The 18,755-nt window shown below is 61.4% G+C and carries 16 protein-coding genes; 1 reads left to right on the top strand and 15 read right to left on the bottom strand.

Annotated features, from left to right (window positions below):
• Positions 1 to 94: 94 nt before the first annotated feature.
• The 4 genes from CAG46_RS05130 to CAG46_RS05115 all read right to left on the bottom strand — a co-directional run bounded on the left by CAG46_RS05130 (position 95) and on the right by CAG46_RS05115 (position 3,830).
• A complete protein-coding gene (locus tag CAG46_RS05130) occupies positions 95 to 820 on the bottom strand; it encodes a dienelactone hydrolase family protein (RefSeq protein ID WP_085614439.1) in 726 nt (241 codons plus the stop codon).
• A 79-nt stretch (positions 821 to 899) separates the two neighbouring features.
• On the bottom strand, positions 900 to 2,804 hold the full coding sequence (gene htpG, locus CAG46_RS05125; protein ID WP_085614440.1) for a molecular chaperone HtpG: 1,905 nt from the start codon (positions 2,802 to 2,804) through the stop codon (positions 900 to 902).
• A gap of 70 nt (positions 2,805 to 2,874) precedes the next feature.
• Positions 2,875 to 3,357 (bottom strand): PaaI family thioesterase, encoded by a 483-nt coding sequence (locus tag CAG46_RS05120; protein WP_085614441.1) that lies wholly within the window; start codon positions 3,355 to 3,357, stop codon positions 2,875 to 2,877.
• A complete protein-coding gene (locus tag CAG46_RS05115) occupies positions 3,354 to 3,830 on the bottom strand; it encodes a PaaI family thioesterase (protein WP_075045842.1) in 477 nt (158 codons plus the stop codon). The genes CAG46_RS05120 and CAG46_RS05115 overlap by 4 nt, the downstream gene beginning before the upstream one ends.
• A gap of 154 nt (positions 3,831 to 3,984) precedes the next feature.
• Between CAG46_RS05115 and CAG46_RS05110 the strand changes: the two genes are divergently transcribed.
• Positions 3,985 to 4,278: a hypothetical protein gene (locus CAG46_RS05110; RefSeq protein WP_015271093.1), complete on the top strand. Its 294-nt coding sequence runs from the start codon at positions 3,985 to 3,987 to the stop codon at positions 4,276 to 4,278.
• A gap of 67 nt (positions 4,279 to 4,345) precedes the next feature.
• Here CAG46_RS05110 and CAG46_RS05105 read toward each other — a convergent pair whose 3' ends face one another.
• The 11 genes from CAG46_RS05105 to sdhC form a co-directional block, all read right to left on the bottom strand.
• A complete protein-coding gene (locus CAG46_RS05105; RefSeq protein ID WP_085614442.1) occupies positions 4,346 to 5,095 on the bottom strand; it encodes a DUF599 domain-containing protein in 750 nt (249 codons plus the stop codon).
• Positions 5,096 to 5,405: 310 nt separating this feature from the next.
• Positions 5,406 to 6,719 carry a branched-chain amino acid transport system II carrier protein gene (brnQ, locus tag CAG46_RS05100; protein ID WP_075045845.1) on the bottom strand — a complete coding sequence of 438 codons (1,314 nt, stop codon included), beginning with the start codon at positions 6,717 to 6,719 and terminating at the stop codon, positions 5,406 to 5,408.
• 480 nt (positions 6,720 to 7,199) lie between these two features.
• Positions 7,200 to 8,084 (bottom strand): succinate--CoA ligase subunit alpha, encoded by an 885-nt coding sequence (sucD, locus tag CAG46_RS05095; protein ID WP_004376004.1) that lies wholly within the window; start codon positions 8,082 to 8,084, stop codon positions 7,200 to 7,202.
• Positions 8,084 to 9,250, bottom strand: coding sequence for an ADP-forming succinate--CoA ligase subunit beta (gene sucC / locus CAG46_RS05090; RefSeq protein WP_003254205.1), 1,167 nt, complete (start codon positions 9,248 to 9,250; stop codon positions 8,084 to 8,086). Before sucC ends, sucD begins: the two co-directional genes overlap by 1 nt.
• A gap of 172 nt (positions 9,251 to 9,422) precedes the next feature.
• On the bottom strand, positions 9,423 to 10,859 hold the full coding sequence (gene lpdA, locus CAG46_RS05085; protein ID WP_013973439.1) for a dihydrolipoyl dehydrogenase: 1,437 nt from the start codon (positions 10,857 to 10,859) through the stop codon (positions 9,423 to 9,425).
• A 93-nt stretch (positions 10,860 to 10,952) separates the two neighbouring features.
• The gene (odhB, locus tag CAG46_RS05080; protein WP_085614443.1) at positions 10,953 to 12,176 is read right to left on the bottom strand and encodes a 2-oxoglutarate dehydrogenase complex dihydrolipoyllysine-residue succinyltransferase; all 1,224 of its coding nucleotides are present in this window, start codon (positions 12,174 to 12,176) and stop codon (positions 10,953 to 10,955) included.
• A gap of 42 nt (positions 12,177 to 12,218) precedes the next feature.
• Positions 12,219 to 15,050, bottom strand: a complete 2,832-nt coding sequence (locus CAG46_RS05075) for a 2-oxoglutarate dehydrogenase E1 component (RefSeq protein ID WP_025339970.1) — start codon at positions 15,048 to 15,050, stop codon at positions 12,219 to 12,221.
• Positions 15,051 to 15,296: 246 nt separating this feature from the next.
• Entirely contained in the window at positions 15,297 to 16,001 is a 705-nt protein-coding gene (locus tag CAG46_RS05070; protein WP_016711649.1) for a succinate dehydrogenase iron-sulfur subunit, read from the bottom strand.
• A gap of 11 nt (positions 16,002 to 16,012) precedes the next feature.
• Positions 16,013 to 17,785 carry a succinate dehydrogenase flavoprotein subunit gene (gene sdhA / locus CAG46_RS05065; RefSeq protein ID WP_085614444.1) on the bottom strand — a complete coding sequence of 591 codons (1,773 nt, stop codon included), beginning with the start codon at positions 17,783 to 17,785 and terminating at the stop codon, positions 16,013 to 16,015.
• Positions 17,786 to 17,788: 3 nt separating this feature from the next.
• The gene (gene sdhD / locus CAG46_RS05060; protein ID WP_003254214.1) at positions 17,789 to 18,157 is read right to left on the bottom strand and encodes a succinate dehydrogenase, hydrophobic membrane anchor protein; all 369 of its coding nucleotides are present in this window, start codon (positions 18,155 to 18,157) and stop codon (positions 17,789 to 17,791) included.
• Positions 18,151 to 18,537 carry a succinate dehydrogenase, cytochrome b556 subunit gene (gene sdhC, locus CAG46_RS05055; protein WP_012315350.1) on the bottom strand — a complete coding sequence of 129 codons (387 nt, stop codon included), beginning with the start codon at positions 18,535 to 18,537 and terminating at the stop codon, positions 18,151 to 18,153. Before sdhC ends, sdhD begins: the two co-directional genes overlap by 7 nt.
• Positions 18,538 to 18,755 lie beyond the last annotated feature (218 nt).

Below are 18,755 nucleotides of genomic sequence, written 5' to 3'. Positions count from 1 at the left end.
CCGCTCCTACAGGGACCGCGCATGCCATGGGTCATGCTACCCCTGTAGGAGCGGCCTTGTGTCGCGATGGGCCGCATAGCGGCCCCCTGCATTGTCAGCGCTGGAACACTTCGGTCAGCAGGTTATGCATCGAGCGGAACGCCCGCTCCGAGGTACGCCGGTCATATTGCATCTTGCCCGGCACATTGGCACTCGGGTCGGTAAACGAGTGCACCGCGCCGCCATAGCTGAGCAATTGCCAGTCAACCTTGGCCGCGTTCATCTCCTCCTCGAAGGCCGGCAGCTGCTCCTTCGGCACCAGTGGGTCGGAAGCGCCGTGCAGCACCAGCACCGAACCCTTGATGCGCTTGGCATCTTCCGGGTTCGGCGTGTCCAGCGTGCCATGGAACGACACCGCCGCACGCAAATCGGCACCGGTACGGGCCAGTTCCAGTGCACAGCAGCCACCAAAGCAGAAACCAAACGTGCCGACCTTGCCCGGCTCCAGCAGCGCCTTCGACTGCCCCACCAGTTGCGCCAAGGCTTCCTGCATGCGCTTGCGCAGCTCGCCACGGTCGTTCTTCAACGGCATCATCGCCGCGCCGGCCTCGTCGGCGTTGGACGGACGCACCGATTGCCCGTACAGGTCGGCAATCAGCACCACATAGCCCTTCTCGGCCACTTCCTTGGCGATGCGCTCGGCACCTTCGCCGATACCCATCCAGTTCGGCGCCATCACCAGGCCTGGCCGCCCCAGCGCGCCCGGCTCGTAGACCAGGCGGCTTTCATACGCCTTGCCGGACAGGTGATAGACCAGCGATTCGACGATTACTTTGCTCATCAAGCACTCCTTTGGCACTCGTCATCAATATGCTCGCCATGAAAAAAGCCCGCCGAAGCGGGCTTTCCTATGCATCAACTCAAGCAGACAGCTCGACCAGCAGCTTGTTCAGGCGACGAACGTAAGCCGCCGGGTCCTTCAAGCTGTCACCGGCCGCCAGGGCCGCCTGATCGAACAGGATGTGCGACAGCTCGGCGAAGCGGTCTTCGCTCTGCTCGTTGTCCAGCTTCTCGATCAGCGGGTGGGTCGGGTTGAACTCGAAGATCGGCTTGGACTCCGGCACCTTCTGCCCGCTGGCTTCGAGGATCTGGCGCATCTGCAGGCCCAGGTCCTGCTCACCGATGGCCAGGATCGCCGGCGAGTCGGTCAGGCGGTGCGACACGCGCACTTCGGCCACGCTGTCACCCAGCGCGCCCTTCAGGCGCTCGACCAGGCCTTCCTTGTCCTTGGCGACTTCTTCCTGGGCCTTCTTGTCTTCTTCCGAATCCAGCTTGCCCAGGTCCAGGTCGCCACGGGCGACGTCGACGAAAGCCTTGCCGTCGAACTCGTTGAGGTAGCTCATCAGCCACTCGTCGATACGGTCGGTCAGCAGCAGCACTTCGATGCCTTTCTTGCGGAAGACTTCCAGGTGCGGGCTGTTCTTGACCTGCGCGTACGACTCGCCGGTGAGGTAGTAGATCTTGTCCTGGCCTTCCTTGGCGCGTGCCAGGTAGTCGACCAGGGCGACGCTCTGCTCGCCGCTGTCGTCCTGGGTGGAAGCGAAGCGCAGCAGGCCGGCGATCTTTTCCTTGTTGGCGAAGTCTTCGGCCGGGCCTTCCTTCAGCACCTGGCCGAAGTTCTTCCAGAAGCCCTTGTACTGCTCGGGCTCGTTCTTCGCCAGCTTCTCCAGCATGTCCAGCACGCGCTTGGTCAGCGCGGTCTTCATCGAGTCGATGATCGGGTCTTTCTGCAGGATTTCACGCGACACGTTCAGCGACAGGTCGTTGGAATCGACCACACCCTTGATGAAGCGCAGGTACAGCGGCAGGAACGACTCGGCCTGGTCCATGATGAACACGCGCTGCACGTACAGCTTCAGGCCGCGTGGCGCTTCGCGCTGGTACAGGTCGAACGGCGCGCGGGCCGGCACGTACAGCAGCGAGTTGTATTCGAGCTTGCCTTCGACCTTGTTGTGGCTCCAGGCCAGCGGGTTTTCGAAGTCATGGCCGATGTGCTTGTAGAACTCCTGGTACTCCTCGTCCTTGATCTCGGTACGCGGACGGGTCCACAGGGCGCTGGCACGGTTGACGGTTTCCCACTCTTCGGCCGGCTGTTCTTCACCTTCGGCGGCAGCTTGCTCTTTCGGCAGCTGGATCGGCATGGCGATGTGGTCTGAGTACTTCTTGACCACGTTGCGCAGGCGCCAGCCATCGGCGAACTCCTGCTCGTCCTTCTTCAGGTGCAGGACGATGCGGGTACCGCGCTGTGGCTTGTCGATGGTGGCGACTTCGAACTCGCCCTCGCCTTTCGACGACCAGTGCACGCCTTCGGCGGCCGGCTGGCCGGCACGGCGGCTGTACACGTCGACCTTGTCGGCAACGATGAACGCGGAGTAGAAGCCCACACCGAACTGACCGATCAGGTGCGAGTCCTTCTTCTGGTCACCGGTGAGGTTCTTCATGAAGTCGGCGGTGCCGGACTTGGCGATGGTACCCAGGTGGGCGATGACGTCTTCGCGGCTCATGCCGATGCCGTTGTCCTCGAGGGTCACGGTACCGGCGTCCTTGTCGAAGCTCAGTCGAATCTTCAGGTCGGCGTCGCCTTCGAACAGCTCTGGCTTGGCCAGGGCCTCGAAACGCAGCTTGTCGGCGGCGTCGGAGGCGTTGGAGATCAATTCACGCAGGAAGATCTCCTTGTTCGAATACAAGGAATGGATCATGAGGTGCAGCAGCTGCTTTACCTCGGTCTGGAAGCCCAGCGTTTCTTTTTGAGTCTCCACACTCATGGTCTTCAAAACTCCGATCTGATGGCAGTTGACGCCTGGCGGCCAGGTTGGCCTGCGTTAGCGGCGGATGTCATGCAGATGGGGGCTGCACGGATGATTTCAAGGGCTTTTCCGGTTCGATCTTGAAATGCGCGCGAGCCGTGGCGATCGGCGACTGCCTGTCACCCTGCCAGGCGGTGATGGCCACATTGGTCACCCGCCGGCCCTGGCGCCACAGCTGGCACTGGGCATAGGTATCGCGAAAGTGCCCGGCGCGCAGGTAATCGATGGAAAAGTCGATGATCTTCGGAATGCTCGCGCTCTCGCTGAAGATCAGCAGGTACAGCGCTGCCGACAGCTCCATGAAGCCCGCGATCACCCCGCCGTGGATGGCCGGCAGCAGCGGGTTGCCGATGTTGTCCTGGCTGGCCGGCAGGCGGAATAGCAGGTCATCGCCCTCGCGCTCGCATTCGATGCCGATCAGGCCGGCATAGGGGATCAGTGCCAGCAAAGGCCGATAGTCTCCCACTGCGTGGGCGGCGTTGAGCTGTTGGCGAACCTCGTGCGGAATCATGCCCCGCCCTCCTTCAGGCTGTTGCCGAAACGGATGCCACCCTTGATCTCCTGGCCCAGGCGCATGAACGTGCCCACCACCTGGCAGATCGGCTGGGCGGGGTCGTCCTGATAGGCCGTGCCACGGGTGAAGATCACATCGCGGGTGACCCGATAGCATTGGGCATGGCCGTAGATGTCCTTGCCGGCCTCTGCCGGGTGCATGTAGTCGATGCGCAGGTCCAGTGTCGGGCACACCTCGAAGCGCGGCAGCACGCACAGCGTGGCCATGCCGCAGGTGGTGTCCATCAGCGTGGTCAGCGCGCCGCCATGCACGGCGCCGGTCTGCGGGTTGCCGACGATGGCCGGTGACCAGGGCAGCACCAGGGTCATGCCATCGGCATTGGTTTGCGCCACGCGCATTTGCAGCAACTGACAATGTTTCAGGGCCGAGAGAAAACGCTCGGCCATGGCCATCAAGGTTGAATCGCTCATTGGCTGTTTCCCTGCGTATTGCCGCAGCGGCATAAAATCGTTAAAAAGTCCATATAGAACGGGGCGTTATATATGTGTAATCTTCGCGGAACTTATTCCGCGTAGTTGCACTCGAAGGAACAAGTCACTTATTCCACCAAGGAGAAACACCCCCATGCGTAAACCTTTTGCTTTTGCTCTGATGCTGGCCGCTGCCATGGGCCTGGCCGCTTGCGATAAAGCGAGCGAAGACAAAGCCCAGGACGCACAGCAACACGCCGAGCAAGCCCAGGAAAAAGCGGGCGAAGCTCAGGATAAAATGAACGAGGCTGCCAAGGAAAACGCCGAAGCCGCCAAAGATCAGGCCGAAGCCGAGCAGAAGGCCGCCGAAGAAGCCGCTCCGGCTACTCCGGCTCCGGAAGCCGCTCCAGCTACCCCAGCTGCTCCAGCCGAACCTGCCAAGCAGTAATCGGCTAAAACAAGAAAACCCGACATTGTCGGGTTTTTTTGTGCCTGAAACTTATGGATTAAACGTTTCAGGTTCCAGAAACGGTGTTTTCCTTGGCGGGTTCGATCGAAACACTTTCGGTACGTGTGAACACCATCACATCCAACACATCCGAATGGAACTCGCGGCGGTACAGAATCAGCACTACCCCGACACTCATGACCATGAACAACCATGGGCTGATGAACCAGCTCAACATGGCCATGCCGAAGTAATAGGAACGCAGGCCCAGGTTGAACTGGTTGGCGGCAAGCGACAGCACCCGCGCCGCCCGCGAGGCGAATGCCTTGCGTTCAAGTTCATTGACCAGCCGTTCACCGATCATCGGCGCCGAACCCACCAGCACTGCGGCGAAGTTGTATTGGCGCATGCACCAGCTGAAGGTGAAAAAGGCATAGACGAAGACCATGGCCAGGCACAGCAGCTTGATCTCCGACATGCCCTGGGACGTCTGCTGCACCAGCGGCAGGTCGGCCAGCAGCGACAGCGCCCGGTCGGAGGCCCCAAGCACGGTGAGGATACCGGCAAGGATGATCAGGGTGCTGGAGGCGAAGAACGAGGCGTTGCGCTCGAGGTTGCCGATCACGCTGGCATCGGCAATGCGGTTGTCGCGCAGCAGCATGCGGCGCATCCAGTCTTCGCGGTACAGGTGCAGCACGCTGGCCAGGCACGCGGTGTCGCGGCCCTTCCAGATGGCATAACGGGTGTAACCGCCCCAGCACAGGGCGAACCAGGCGATGGCCAACAGGTTGTTGAAGTTGCTTTGGATGAAGTTCATGCAGGGTTCCCGGGAGGGCCAGATACCTGAAGGATAGGGACCGGATTTCGACGCTGGCAAGCGGCAAAAGGCACACATCCATTCTGATATTTGCACTGCTCATCCGGCCTCTTCGCGGGCACGCCCGCTCCCACAGGTACAGCGCCAATTCTGAGGTTTGCGCTTGACCTGTGGGAGCGGGCGCGCCCGCGAAGAGGCCGGTACAGGCAAAGAAAAAGCCCCGCATCCTCTCGGATGCGGGGCTCTTGAGTTTCCACCCTTGGCGAGCACCCTTCGGCTTGTGGCCGGTGCCGCCCTCAGGCTTCGACTATCAGGCCAGCGCTTCGCGCGGCTTGCCGAGCATGCGGTCGCAGGCCACGGCGCCAACCAGGGTCACCACCGAAGGCACCAGCCAGGCCAGGCCCTGGTCGCTCAACGGCAGGTGGGCCATGAAGTCCGGCAGCACGTGGGCAATGCCGCTACCCTTGATCGCATCGACCATGCCGAACAGCAGCGACACCAGCATCACTGGCGCCAGGATGCGGGTTGGCGAGTTCCACAGGTCCTTCACGAAGCTGAGCCCGACCACCACGATGCACGGCGGGTAGATCGCGGTGAGCACCGGGATCGAGAACATGATCAGCTTGGTCAGGCCGAGGTTGGAGATCAGCAGCGAGAAGCCCGCCAGGATCACCACCAGTGCGCGGTACGACAGCGGCAGCATCTGGCTGAAGTACTCGGCGCAGGCGCAGGTCAGGCCAACCGCGGTCACCAGGCAGGCCAGCGCGATCAGCACGGCGAGGAAGCCGCTGCCCAGCGAACCGAAGGTGTGCTGCACATAGGCATGCAGTACCGCCGCGCCGTTGGTGGCGTCAGCTGCGATATCGTGGCTGGTTGCACCCAGGCGGAACAGGCTGATATACACCAGGGCCAGGCCGACACCGGCGATCAGGCCGGCGATGATGGCATAGCGGGTGATCAGCTTCGGCGACTCGACACCGCGCGAGCGGATGGCGTTGACGATGACGATACCGAACACCAGGGCACCCAGGGTGTCCATGGTCAGGTAACCATCGGAGAAGCCCTTGGAGAACGCTGCGGCGGCATAGGCCGGCTGCGCGTCACCAATGGTGCCGGCAGGCAGCGCGAAGGCGGCGATGCCCAGCACCGCCAGGGCGATGATCTTCAACGGCGCCAGGAAGCGGCCCACGGTGTCGAGCAGCTTGCCTGGGTACATGGACACGGCCAGCACCACGAGGAAGTACACCAGGCTGTAGATGAACAGCGCCAGCGGGCTTTCGCCGGTCAGCGGCGCAACGCCCACTTCGAACGATACGGTCGCTGTGCGCGGGGTGGCGAACAGCGGGCCGACCGACAGGTAGCACACGGCCGCCAGCAGGCCACCGAAGAACTTGCCGATCGGGCTGCTCAGGGCATCCATGCCGCCGCCGACCTTGGCCAGGGCGACCACGGTGATGACCGGCAGGCCCACGGCGGTAACCAGGAAGCCCAGGGCCGCCATCCATACGTGCGGGCCAGACTGCAGACCGACGATAGGCGGGAAGATGATGTTGCCAGCGCCCACGAAAAGCGCAAACGTCATAAAGCCAAGCGCCAGGATATCCTGGCCTTTGAGAACTTTCATTTAAGGTAGTACCACACTGCTGAAATCGGGATTCGAGAGGGGATTTCCCTTTGGATGAGGGGAAATGCTGCCCGGCTTGATAGGCCAGACCCGTTTAGCGTGTCGTTCCCTTTTGGGGTACGGGCACAGAGTGAACGCGTAATGTAACTGTTTTGTCAGTCAAACGCACTGGCACAGTGCTGCTTGTCCGATGTGCGTACATGTTTGTCGTCTGTGCGACCGAGGACAGCGAGAATTATCCTCGGATTGAAACATTCGTCTGCGTGAAAATTCCTATCAAACTCATCGAAAAATCCATGTTGCCTGTGCCGGCCTCTTCGCGGGCTTGCCCGCTCCCACAGGGGATCACCACAGGCCCGGAATGTGGAGATCTCCTGTGGGAGCGGGCAAGCCCGCGAAGAGGCCGGCACAGGAATCCCCCCCAGAAACGACAAAGGCCACCCGAAGGTGGCCTCTGTGCGCGTGGGGGGTGTAGCAGTATTACTTCTTGACTTCCCAGCCAGTCAGCTCGGCCAGGGCCTTGCCGATGTCAGCCAGGGAACGCACGGTCTTCACACCAGCGTCCTGCAGGGCGGCGAACTTCTCGTCCGCAGTGCCCTTGCCGCCGGAGATGATGGCGCCAGCGTGGCCCATGCGCTTGCCCGCAGGTGCGGTAACACCAGCGATGTAGGAAACGACAGGCTTGGTGACGTTGGCCTTGATGTAGGCCGCAGCTTCTTCTTCAGCCGAACCGCCGATCTCGCCGATCATGACGATCGCTTCGGTCTTCGGGTCTTCCTGGAACAGCTTCAGGATGTCGATGAAGTTGGAGCCCGGGATCGGGTCACCGCCGATGCCGACGCAGGTCGACTGGCCGAAGCCGGCGTCGGTGGTCTGCTTCACAGCTTCGTAGGTCAGGGTGCCGGAACGCGAAACGATACCGACCTTGCCTGGCAGGTGGATGTGGCCTGGCATGATGCCGATCTTGCACTCGCCCGGGGTGATGACACCTGGGCAGTTAGGGCCGATCAGGGTCACGCCCAGCTCGTCGCACTTGACCTTGGCATCCAGCATGTCCAGGGTAGGAATGCCTTCGGTGATGCACACGATCAGCTTGATGCCGCCGAAGGCAGCTTCCAGGATCGAGTCCTTGCAGAAAGGAGCCGGAACGTAGATGACCGAAGCGTCAGCGCCGGTAGCTTCCACAGCTTCTTTCACAGTGTTGAACACTGGCAGGCCCAGGTGGGTGGTGCCACCCTTGCCTGGGGTTACGCCGCCGACCATCTTGGTGCCGTAGGCGATGGCCTGTTCGGAGTGGAAAGTACCCTGCGAGCCGGTGAAGCCCTGGCAGATGACTTTGGTGTCTTTATTGATCAGGACGCTCATTACTTGCCCTCCGCAGCTTTGACAACTTGTTGAGCAGCGTCGGTCAGGCTGGTTGCCGCAATGATGTTCAAACCGCTTTCTGCCAGTACTTTAGCGCCCAGTTCGGCGTTGTTGCCTTCAAGGCGAACGACGACCGGAACTTTCACGCCGACTTCTTTCACTGCACCGATGATGCCTTCGGCAATCATGTCGCAGCGAACGATGCCGCCGAAGATGTTGACCAGAACGGCCGCGACATTGCTGTCGGACAGAATGATCTTGAACGCTTCGGTAACGCGCTCTTTGGTAGCACCACCGCCAACGTCGAGGAAGTTGGCCGGCTTGCCGCCGTGCAGGTTGACGATGTCCATGGTACCCATGGCCAGGCCGGCACCGTTGACCATGCAGCCGATGTTGCCTTCGAGGGCAACGTAGTTCAGTTCGAACTTGGCAGCGTGGGCTTCACGGGCGTCGTCCTGCGACGGGTCGTGGAAGGTTTTCAGCTTAGGCTGACGGTACATGGCGTTGGCGTCGATGTTGATCTTGGCATCGAGGCAGTGCAGGTCGCCGTCGGCCTTGATCACCAGCGGGTTCACTTCCAGCAGGGCCAGGTCGTGATCCTTGAACAGCTTGGCCAGACCAACGAAGATCTTGGCGAACTGTTGAACTTGCTTGCCTTCCAGGCCCAGCTGGAATGCCAGCTCGCGACCCTGGAACGGCTGAGCGCCGACCAGCGGGTCGATGGTGGCCTTGAGGATCTTCTCAGGCGTTTCGTGAGCGACTTTCTCGATGTCCACGCCACCTTCGGTGGAAGCCATGAACACGATACGGCGGCTCGAACGATCGACTACAGCGCCCAGATACAGCTCTTTGGCGATGTCAGTGCAGGATTCGACCAGAATCTTGGAGACGGGTTGACCGTTGGCATCGGTCTGGTAGGTAACCAGATTCTTGCCCAACCACTGTGCAGCGAACGCCTTGGCGTCTTCTTTGCTGCGAACCAGCTTGACGCCGCCCGCTTTACCGCGACCACCCGCGTGAACCTGGGCTTTTACCACCCACTCGTTCCCGCCGATCTTGTCGCAGGCTTCTGCAGCTTGCTCAGGGGTATCGACAGCGAAACCCTTGGAAACTGGCAGGCCGTATTCAGCGAACAGCTGCTTACCCTGATACTCGTGAAGATTCATGCTTTTTACCGTCTTCGTTAGGTACTGCGCTTCGGCGCTGCGCCATCACTGGCGCCGCACCACCTGTGACCGTTGACCCCGGGTTTTCCCGTGTGATCCGGTCCGGCGGACTTTCCGCGGTGAGTCATGCACGCAAGACTCACGACGGGCAGCCCGCCGTGGTTTCTTATAATTAACGCTTCTTACGGTTGGCCACGTGAATGGCGCCGCCATTCACTGCCAGCGCTGCTTCATGCAACGCTTCGGACAGGGTCGGATGGCTGAAGACCATCATGCCCAGATCCTCGGCACTGGTGCCGAATTCCATTGCGATTGCGCCCTGCTGCACCAGTTCGGCAGCCGATGGGCCAATCACGTGTACACCCAGGACGCGGTCGGTCTTGGCATCGGCGATGACCTTGACGAAACCACCGGTGTCGTTGGCAGCCATCGCACGGCCGCTGGCCGCGAACGGGAAGGTGCCCACGTTAACCTCAACGCCCTCGGCCTTCAAGGCCTGTTCGGTCTTGCCGACCCACGCGATTTCCGGGTGGGTGTAGATGACCGACGGGATCAGGTCGTAGTTCATCTGGGCCTTGTGACCCTTGATGCGCTCGACCACCATGATGCCCTCTTCCGAGGCCTTGTGGGCCAGCATCATGCCGCGTACCACGTCACCGATGGCGTACACGCCAGGCACGCTGGTAGCGCAGTAGTCGTCGACGAAGATGTAGCCACGCTCGTCGATGGTCACGCCGCTGTCGGCAGCCAGCAGGTCGGTGGTCACCGGGCGACGGCCGACCGCGACGATCAGCTTGTCGAAGGTGATCTTCTGCTCGCCGTTGGCGTCGGTGTAGGTCACTTCGACTTCGTTGCCGTTGACTTTCGAGCCGGTGACGCGCGCGCCCAGCTTGATGTCCAGGCCTTGCTTGGTCAGGGTCTTCTGGGCTTCTTTCGACACGGCGGTGTCGGCAGCCATCAGGAAGGTGTCCAGGGCTTCCAGGACGGTGACTTCAGCACCCAGGCGAGCCCATACCGAGCCCAGCTCCAGGCCGATCACGCCAGCACCGATAACGCCCAGGCGCTTCGGCACGGCCTGGAATTCCAGGGCGCCGGTGGAGTCGACGATGACGTTCTGGTCGACCGGAGCCGGCGGAATGTCGATCGGGCGCGAGCCGGAAGCCAGGATCACGTTCTCGGCTTCGATGACTTCGGTGGTGCCGTCAGCCTTGGTGACTTCGACTTTCTTGCCGGCCAGCAGCTTGCCGTGGCCCTGGATCGAAGTAACGCCGTTGGCCTTGAACAGGGTGGCAACGCCACCGGTCAGGTTCTTGACGATGCCAGCCTTGCGGCCAACCATCGCGGCGACGTCCATCTTCACTTCACCAGTGGAGATACCGTGGACGTTGAAGCTCTCTTTGGCTTCCTTGTACTTCCAGGAGCTGTCCAGCAGCGCCTTGGAAGGAATGCAACCTACGTTCAGGCAAGTGCCGCCCAGGGCCAGCTTGCCCTCGGCGTCGGTGTACTTCTCGATACAGGCAGTCTTCAGACCAAGTTGTGCGGCCTTGATGGCAGCCACATAGCCGCCAGGACCTGCACCAATCACCACTACGTCGAATTTCTGGGTCATAAAAGATTCCTTATCAGCTACAAGCTACAAGCCGCGGACCGCGCGGCATGGCTTCCTGCGAAGCCAGGGCCGGCACGGTACGCAGCCAGAGGGTTAGATGTCCAGCAGCAGGCGAGACGGATCTTCCAGCAGGTTCTTGATGGTGACCAGGAAGGTTACCGCTTCCTTGCCGTCGATCAGGCGGTGATCGTACGACAGCGCCAGGTACATCATCGGGCGAATCACCACCTGGCCATTGATAGCCATAGGGCGCTGGATGATGTTGTGCATGCCGAGAATGGCGGCCTGCGGCGGGTTGACGATCGGGGTCGACATCATCGAACCGAAGGTACCACCGTTGGTGATGGTGAAGGTGCCGCCGGTCATCTCTTCGATGGCCAGCTTGCCGTCACGGGCCTTCTTGCCGAAGGTGGCGATGCCGTTCTCGATTTCCGCCAGGCTCATCGACTCGGCGTTACGCAGTACCGGTACCACCAGGCCACGGTCGCTGGACACGGCTACGCCGACGTCGGCGTAGCCGTGGTAGACGATGTCGTTGCCGTCGATCGAGGCGTTGACAGCCGGGAAGCGCTTCAGGGCTTCGGTGGCGGCCTTGACGAAGAACGACATGAAGCCCAGGCGTACGCCATTGTGGGTCTTCTCGAACAGGTCCTTGTATTTCGAACGCAGGGCCATGACTTCGGTCATGTCGACTTCGTTGAAGGTGGTCAGCATGGCCATGCTCGACTGGGCTTCGACCAGACGCTCGGCGATCTTGGCGCGCAGGCGGGTCATCGGCACACGCTTCTCGGTGCGGTCGCCAGCGGCAACGACAACCGGGGCAGCAGCGGCAGCGGCGGCAGGCTTGGCAGCTGCAGCAGGCGCCGACTTCTTGTTGGCGACGGCAGCGACGACGTCTTCCTTGGTGATGCGACCACCTTTGCCGGTGCCGGCAACGGTAGCCAGGTCGATGCCGTTCTCTTCAGCCAGCTTGCGCGCGGCCGGGGCGGCAACCGGGTCTTCTTCGCCAGCGTCGGCAGCGGCGGCGGCAGCCGGGGCAGCAGCGGCCGGGGCGGCAGCTGGTGCAGCGGCGGCAGCACCGCCTTCAACGATCGAACCCAGTACTTCGTCGGACAGGACGGTGTCGCCCTCGCCCTTGACGATGGCGCCCAGCACGCCGTCGGCGGTGGCCAGTACTTCCAGGACGACCTTGTCGGTCTCGATGTCGACGATCAGCTCGTCACGCTTGACGGCATCGCCCGGCTGCTTGTGCCAGGTGGCAACGGTGCCATCGGCAACCGATTCCGGGAAGGTTGGGGCTTTGATCTCGATAGCCATTATCTGTGTTTCCTTAAATTCGGTTTCAGGTGCGCGAAGGCATTAAACAGTGAAGGCGTCTTGCAGCAGTTTTTCCTGCTGTTCGGCGTGCTTCGATGCGTAACCACAGGCTGGCGCGGCGGAAGCGTCGCGGCCGGCGTATTCCAGGACCAGTGCCTTGTTGTGGCGGCCCAGGATACGGCGCATGTGGTGCTGGCTGCTGTACCAGGCGCCCTGGTTCATCGGCTCTTCCTGACACCAGACCGCATGCTTGAGGTTGGTGTAAGGCGCCAGGATTTCGACCAAGTCGTCCTCAGGGAACGGATACAGCTGCTCGATACGCACGATGGCGATGTCTTCGCGGCCTTCGGCACGGCGTTTTTCCAGCAGGTCGTAGTAAACCTTGCCGCCGCACAGGACCAGGCGTTCGACCTTGGCCGGATCGAGGCTGTCGATTTCCGGGATCACGGTCTGGAACGAGCCTTCTGCCAGGTCTTCCAGGGTCGAGATGGCCAGCTTGTGGCGCAGCAGCGACTTCGGCGTCAGCACGATCAGCGGCTTGCGCAGCGGACGGATGACCTGGCGACGCAGCAGGTGGTAGATCTGGGCCGGGGTGGTCGGTACGCAGACCTGGATGTTGTGCTCGGCGCACAGCTGCAGGTAACGCTCCAGGCGCGCGGAAGAGTGCTCCGGGCCCTGCCCTTCATAACCGTGTGGCAGCAGCATGGTCAGACCGCACAGACGGCCCCACTTGTGCTCGCCGCTGGTGATGAACTGGTCGATCACCACTTGCGCACCGTTGGCGAAGTCACCGAACTGGGCTTCCCAGATCACCAGCGCGTTCGGCGTGGTGGTCGAGTAGCCGTATTCGAAGGCCAGTACCGCTTCTTCCGACAGGAAGGAGTCGTACAGTTCGAACTGAGGCTGGCCCGGGAACAGGTTCTTCAGCGGTACGTAGGTGCTGGCGTCCTTCTGGTTGTGCAGCACCGCGTGACGGTGCGAGAAGGTGCCACGGCCGATGTCCTGGCCGGTCATGCGGATCGGGTGACCTTCGAACTGCAGGGTGGCGTAGGCCATGGTCTCTGCATAACCCCAGTTGATCGGCAAGCCACCGGCCTGCATCTTCTGACGGTCTTCGTAGATCTTGGCGACCTGGCGCTGGACGACGAAACCTTCCGGGATCTCCAGCAGCTTGGCCGACAGTTCCTGCAGGGTCTTGAGGTCGAAGCGGGTGTCGTGACGCGCGGTCCAGGCATGGCCCAGGTACGGACGCCAGTCGACGAACAGCTCGCGGTTCGGCTCCTTGACCAGGCTCTTCACCACGTGCAGGCCGTTGTCCAGCGCGTTGCGGTACTCGTCGATCTTGGCCTGGGCGCGCTCGGAATCGATGCGGCCGGCCTGGATCAGCGCCTCAGCGTACAGTTCACGCGTGGTGCGCTGCTTGCTGATCTGCTGGTACATCAAAGGCTGGGTGCCGTTCGGCTCGTCGGCCTCGTTGTGGCCGCGGCGACGGTAGCAGACCAGGTCGATGACCACGTCACGCTTGAACTGCATGCGGTAGTCGATGGCCAGCTGGGTCACGAACAGCACGGCTTCCGGGTCGTCCCCGTTCACGTGCAGGATCGGCGCCTGGATCATCTTGGCAACGTCGGTGGCGTACTCGGTGGAGCGCGCGTCCAGCGGGTTGCTGATGGTGAAACCAACCTGGTTGTTGATCACGATGTGCACGGTACCGCCGGTCTTGAAACCGCGGGTCTGCGACATCTGGAAGGTTTCCATGACCACGCCCTGGCCGGCGAATGCTGCGTCGCCGTGGATCGAGATCGGCAGTACCTTGTCGCCAACGGTGTCGTTGCGGCGGTCCTGACGGGCGCGCACCGAACCCTCGACCACTGGCGAGACGATTTCCAGGTGGGACGGGTTGAACGCCATGGCCAGGTGCACTTCGCCACCCGGGGTCATCACGTTCGAGGAGAAGCCCTGGTGATACTTCACGTCACCGGAGCCCAGCTCGTTCATCTTCTTGCCTTCGAACTCGTCGAACAGCTCGCGCGGGTTCTTGCCGAAGGTGTTGACCAGAACGTTCAGGCGGCCACGGTGGGCCATGCCGATCACGACTTCCTTGGTGCCGTAGGAACCGGAACGCTGGATCATCTCGTCCAGCATCGGGATCAGGCTTTCGCCGCCCTCGAGGCCGAAACGCTTGGTGCCCGGGTACTTGGTGCCCAGGTATTTCTCAAGGCCTTCACCGGCGGTGACGCGCTCGAGCAGGTGGGCCTGCACGTCAGCGGAAAACTCCGGACGGCCGCGCACGCTTTCCAGGCGCTGCTGGAACCAGCTGCGCTGCTCGGAATCGACGATGTGGGTGAACTCGGCGCCAATGGTGCGACAATATGTCTTCTGGAGCGCCTCGAAGATCTCGCGTAGGCTCGCCTCCTCTTTGCCGATGAACAGGTCGCCGGCACGGAAGGTCGTATCAAGATCGGCATTGGTCAAGCCGTAGTGATTGATCGACAGGTCTACGGGCGCAGGACGCTGCCACAACCCCAACGGGTCGAGCTTGGCAGCCTGATGGCCGCGCATACGATAGGCCTGGATCAGTCGCAGAACTTCAACCTGCTTCTTCTCGTGTTCACTGCTCACGCTCCCGGCGGATACCGGTTGGGCGCGGCGCTGGTTCTTTGCCAGCAGTACGAAATGGTCGCGGATTGTCGAGTGCGATACATCGGTAGCGGTGCTGCCGTCGGCGGGCAACTTCTGGAAGTAGGTGCGCCACTCTTCTGGCACAGCGTTAGGGTCGTGCAGGTAGAGCTCATAAAGCTCTTCCACATATGCAGCGTTACCACCTGAAAGGTGGGCGCTTTCCCACATGCGCTGCATCACGCTTTCTTGCATGCTTGGTCACCCTCGGTTAGGGGACTGATCGGCGAGAGCCACAGCAAACCTGGAAAAGTCCGAATACAGCGACTGAACCACGCCACTTGGATCCTGCTGATTTTCCGGGTACCAGCCCGGAAAGCCCCTGCTGGTCTCATATCTTCATAGGTAATGAACGTGGGCTTTGTGGGCCCTTGTTCGGGTTTTACCTCAGTGCGGGCTCACCACCCGCACCTCGGCTTACTGCAGGTACAACACTTTGTATCAGGTGCCGCTTTGCAGCAGCATGTTACGTACGTGGCCGATTGCCTTGGTCGGGTTCAGACCTTTCGGGCAAACGTTGACGCAGTTCATGATCCCGCGGCAGCGGAATACGCTGAACGGGTCATCCAGGGACGCCAGGCGCTCCTGGGTCTTGGTGTCACGGCTGTCGGCCAGGAAGCGATAGGCTTGCAGCAGTGCGGCCGGGCCCAGGAACTTGTCCGGATTCCACCAGAACGATGGGCAGGAAGTCGAGCAGCAAGCGCACAGGATGCACTCGTACAGGCCGTCCAGCTTGTCGCGGTCTTCCGGCGACTGCAGGCGCTCGATGGCCGGCGCAGGAGTGTCGTTCTGCAGGAACGGTTTCACCTTCTCGTACTGCTTGTAGAAGATGCTCATATCGACGACCAGGTCACGAATGACCGGCAGGCCCGGCAGCGGGCGCAGAACCAGCTTGTTGCCCTTCACCACCGCCGACAGCGGGGTGATGCAGGCCAGGCCGTTCTTGCCGTTCATGTTCATGCCGTCGGAACCGCAAACGCCTTCACGGCAGGAGCGACGGTACGAGAAACCTTCGTCCTTTTCCTTGATCAGCGCCAATACATCGAGAACCATCAGGTCCTTGCCGCCGGTATCGACGTCGAACGACTCCATTTTGGGCGCCGAGTCGGTGTCCGGGTTGTAACGATAAACTTCGACTTTCAACATAGCAGCCACCCTTAGTAAGTCCGGACTTTTGGTTCGAAGGCTGGAACAGTCTTCGGCGCAAAGTTGACGCCGCGCTTGGCAACGCGCTTCTCACCCGGGTAGTACAGGGTGTGGCACAGCCAGTTTTCGTCGTCACGGTCTTCGAAGTCTTCACGGGCGTGGGCGCCGCGGGACTCTTTACGGGCTTCGGCCGCGATGGCGGTAGCTTCGGCGACTTCCAGCAGGTTCTGCAGCTCCAGCGCTTCGATACGCGCGGTGTTGAAGGCCTGGGACTTGTCGTTGATCTTGACGTTGGCAATACGGTCACGCAGGCCGGCCAGCTGCTCGATACCCTTCTGCATGTATTCGCCAGTACGGAATACACCGAAGTAGTTCTGCATGCAGCTCTGCAGCTCGCGCTTGAGGCTGGCAACGTCTTCGCCAGCGGTACGCTCGTTGAGCTTGTTCAGGCGGTTCAGGGCAACATCGATATCGGTGTCGCTGGCGTCGCGGTATTCCACGCCGTCGGACAGCGATTTTTCCAGGTGCAGGCCAGCGGCACGACCGAATACCACCAGGTCGAGCAGCGAGTTGCCGCCCAGGCGGTTGGCACCGTGGACCGATACGCACGCCACTTCACCCACTGCGAACAGACCCGGGATGATGTGGTCCTTGCCTTCGGCGTCCATGGTGATGGCCTGGCCATGAATGTTGGTGGCAACGCCGCCCATCATGTAGTGGCAGGTCGGTACGACCGGGACCGGAGCGACGACTGGGTCGACGTGGGCGAAGGTCTTGGACAGCTCGCAGATACCTGGCAGGCGGCTGTGCAGCACTTCCTCGCCCAGGTGGTCCAGCTTCAGCAGCACGTGGTCCTTGTTCGGGCCCACGCCGTTGCCGGCGATGATTTCCTTGACCATGGAACGGGCAACCACGTCGCGGCCGGCCAGGTCTTTCGCGTTCGGCGCGTAACGCTCCATGAAGCGCTCGCCGTGGGCGTTGATCAGGTAGCCACCTTCACCGCGGCAACCTTCGGTAACCAGTACACCGGCGCCGGCGATGCCGGTCGGGTGGAACTGCCACATCTCGATGTCCTGCACCGGCACGCCGGCACGCAGCGCCATGCCGATACCGTCACCGGTGTTGATCAGGGCGTTGGTGGTGGAGGCGTAGATACGACCGGCACCGCCAGTGGCCAGAACGGTGGCCTTGGACTTGATGTACATGGTTTCGCCGGTTTCGATGCAGATTGCGATCACACCGACGAACGCGCCGTCCTGGTTCTTCACCAGGTCAACAGCGTAGTACTCGTTGAGGAAGGTAGTGCCTGCCTTCAGGTTGCCCTGGTACAGGGTGTGCAGCAGCGCGTGACCGGTACGGTCGGAAGCAGCACAGGTACGGGCGGCCTGGCCACCTTTACCGAAGTCCTTGGACTGGCCACCGAACGGACGCTGGTAGATGCGGCCGGTTTCGGTACGCGAGAACGGCAGGCCCATGTGGTCCAGCTCGAAGACCGCAGCCGGGCCTTCCTGACACATGTATTCGATAGCGTCCTGGTCACCGATGTAGTCGGAGCCCTTGACGGTATCGTACATGTGCCAGCGCCAGTCGTCGTTCGGGTCGGCCGAAGCGATGGCGCAGGTGATGCCGCCCTGGGCGGATACAGTGTGCGAACGGGTCGGGAAGACCTTGGTGACCACGGCAGTCTTGTGGCCGCCTTGAGCCAGCTGCAGCGCTGCGCGCATGCCGGCGCCGCCGCCACCGATGATGATGGCGTCGAAGGAAATGGTTGGAATGCTAGCCATGGATCAGATACCCCAGAGAATCTGCACACCCCAGACGAAGTAAGCGAACATCGCAACGCCGCATACCGCCTGGAACAGGAAACGAATCGCAGTTGCCGACTTGCCGAACGACATTGGCGTCAGGTAGTCGGTCGCAATGGTCCACATGCCGACCCAGGCGTGAGCGCCCAGGGCAACGAGGGCCAGCAGACTGAAGATCCGCATCGCGTTGTTGGAGAACAGACCATGCCACTGGGTGTAGTCGATGCCTGGGTGGGCGACCACGTAGCCGATCAGGAAGAGGAAGTAAGCCGCGAGAACGACCGCAGAAACGCGCTGCGCCATCCAGTCATAGAGGCCCGAACGCGACAGGTTCGTGACATTGGTTACCATACCCAAACTCCCACCAGAACGATCAGCACCACGGAGATGACGATCACGATTTTCGAGCCCAGCTTGCCGCCTTCCAGCGTCTCACCGATGCCCATGTCCATGATCAGGTGACGTACACCTGCCACGAGGTGATAAAGCAGGGCGGATAGCAGGCCCCAGGTCACGAACTTGGCCAGCGGGCTGGTCAGACACGCCTTCACCTCACCAAAGCCTTCCTCGGAACCCAGCGACTTGCCCAGTGCATAAAGCATGATGGCAAGGCCAAGGAACAGGATGACGCCGGAGATACGATGCAGGATGGACGTGTACGCAGTGACGGGGAGCTTGATGGTCCTTAGGTCTAGGTTTACAGGTCGTTGGCTTTTCACGGCTTTTTTCACACTGAAGAGCCCCTAGCGAATCAGGGCAAAGTTGTTGGTAAGTGTACTGGTCAGGTACCCACCACCCAGGGAACGGCGACCCCCAGCAGTTCGGGCTTGCAAGCCCCTGGCGGTCGGGTTGCGAGTATAGACAGTTAGGCTGCTTATGACAACGTGACGGGGTAGCCCAAATAGCGCATTGCCTTTAACGCACAAAAGGCGTAAATGGGCGAGAATTT

It is taken from the genome of Pseudomonas sp. B23(2017), assembly GCF_002113725.1.
In the GTDB taxonomy this organism is placed as follows: Bacteria; Pseudomonadota; Gammaproteobacteria; order Pseudomonadales; family Pseudomonadaceae; genus Aquipseudomonas; species Aquipseudomonas putida_Z.
Note: the sequence above shows the minus strand (reverse complement) of the source record. Positions and strands in the feature narration are given on the sequence as shown.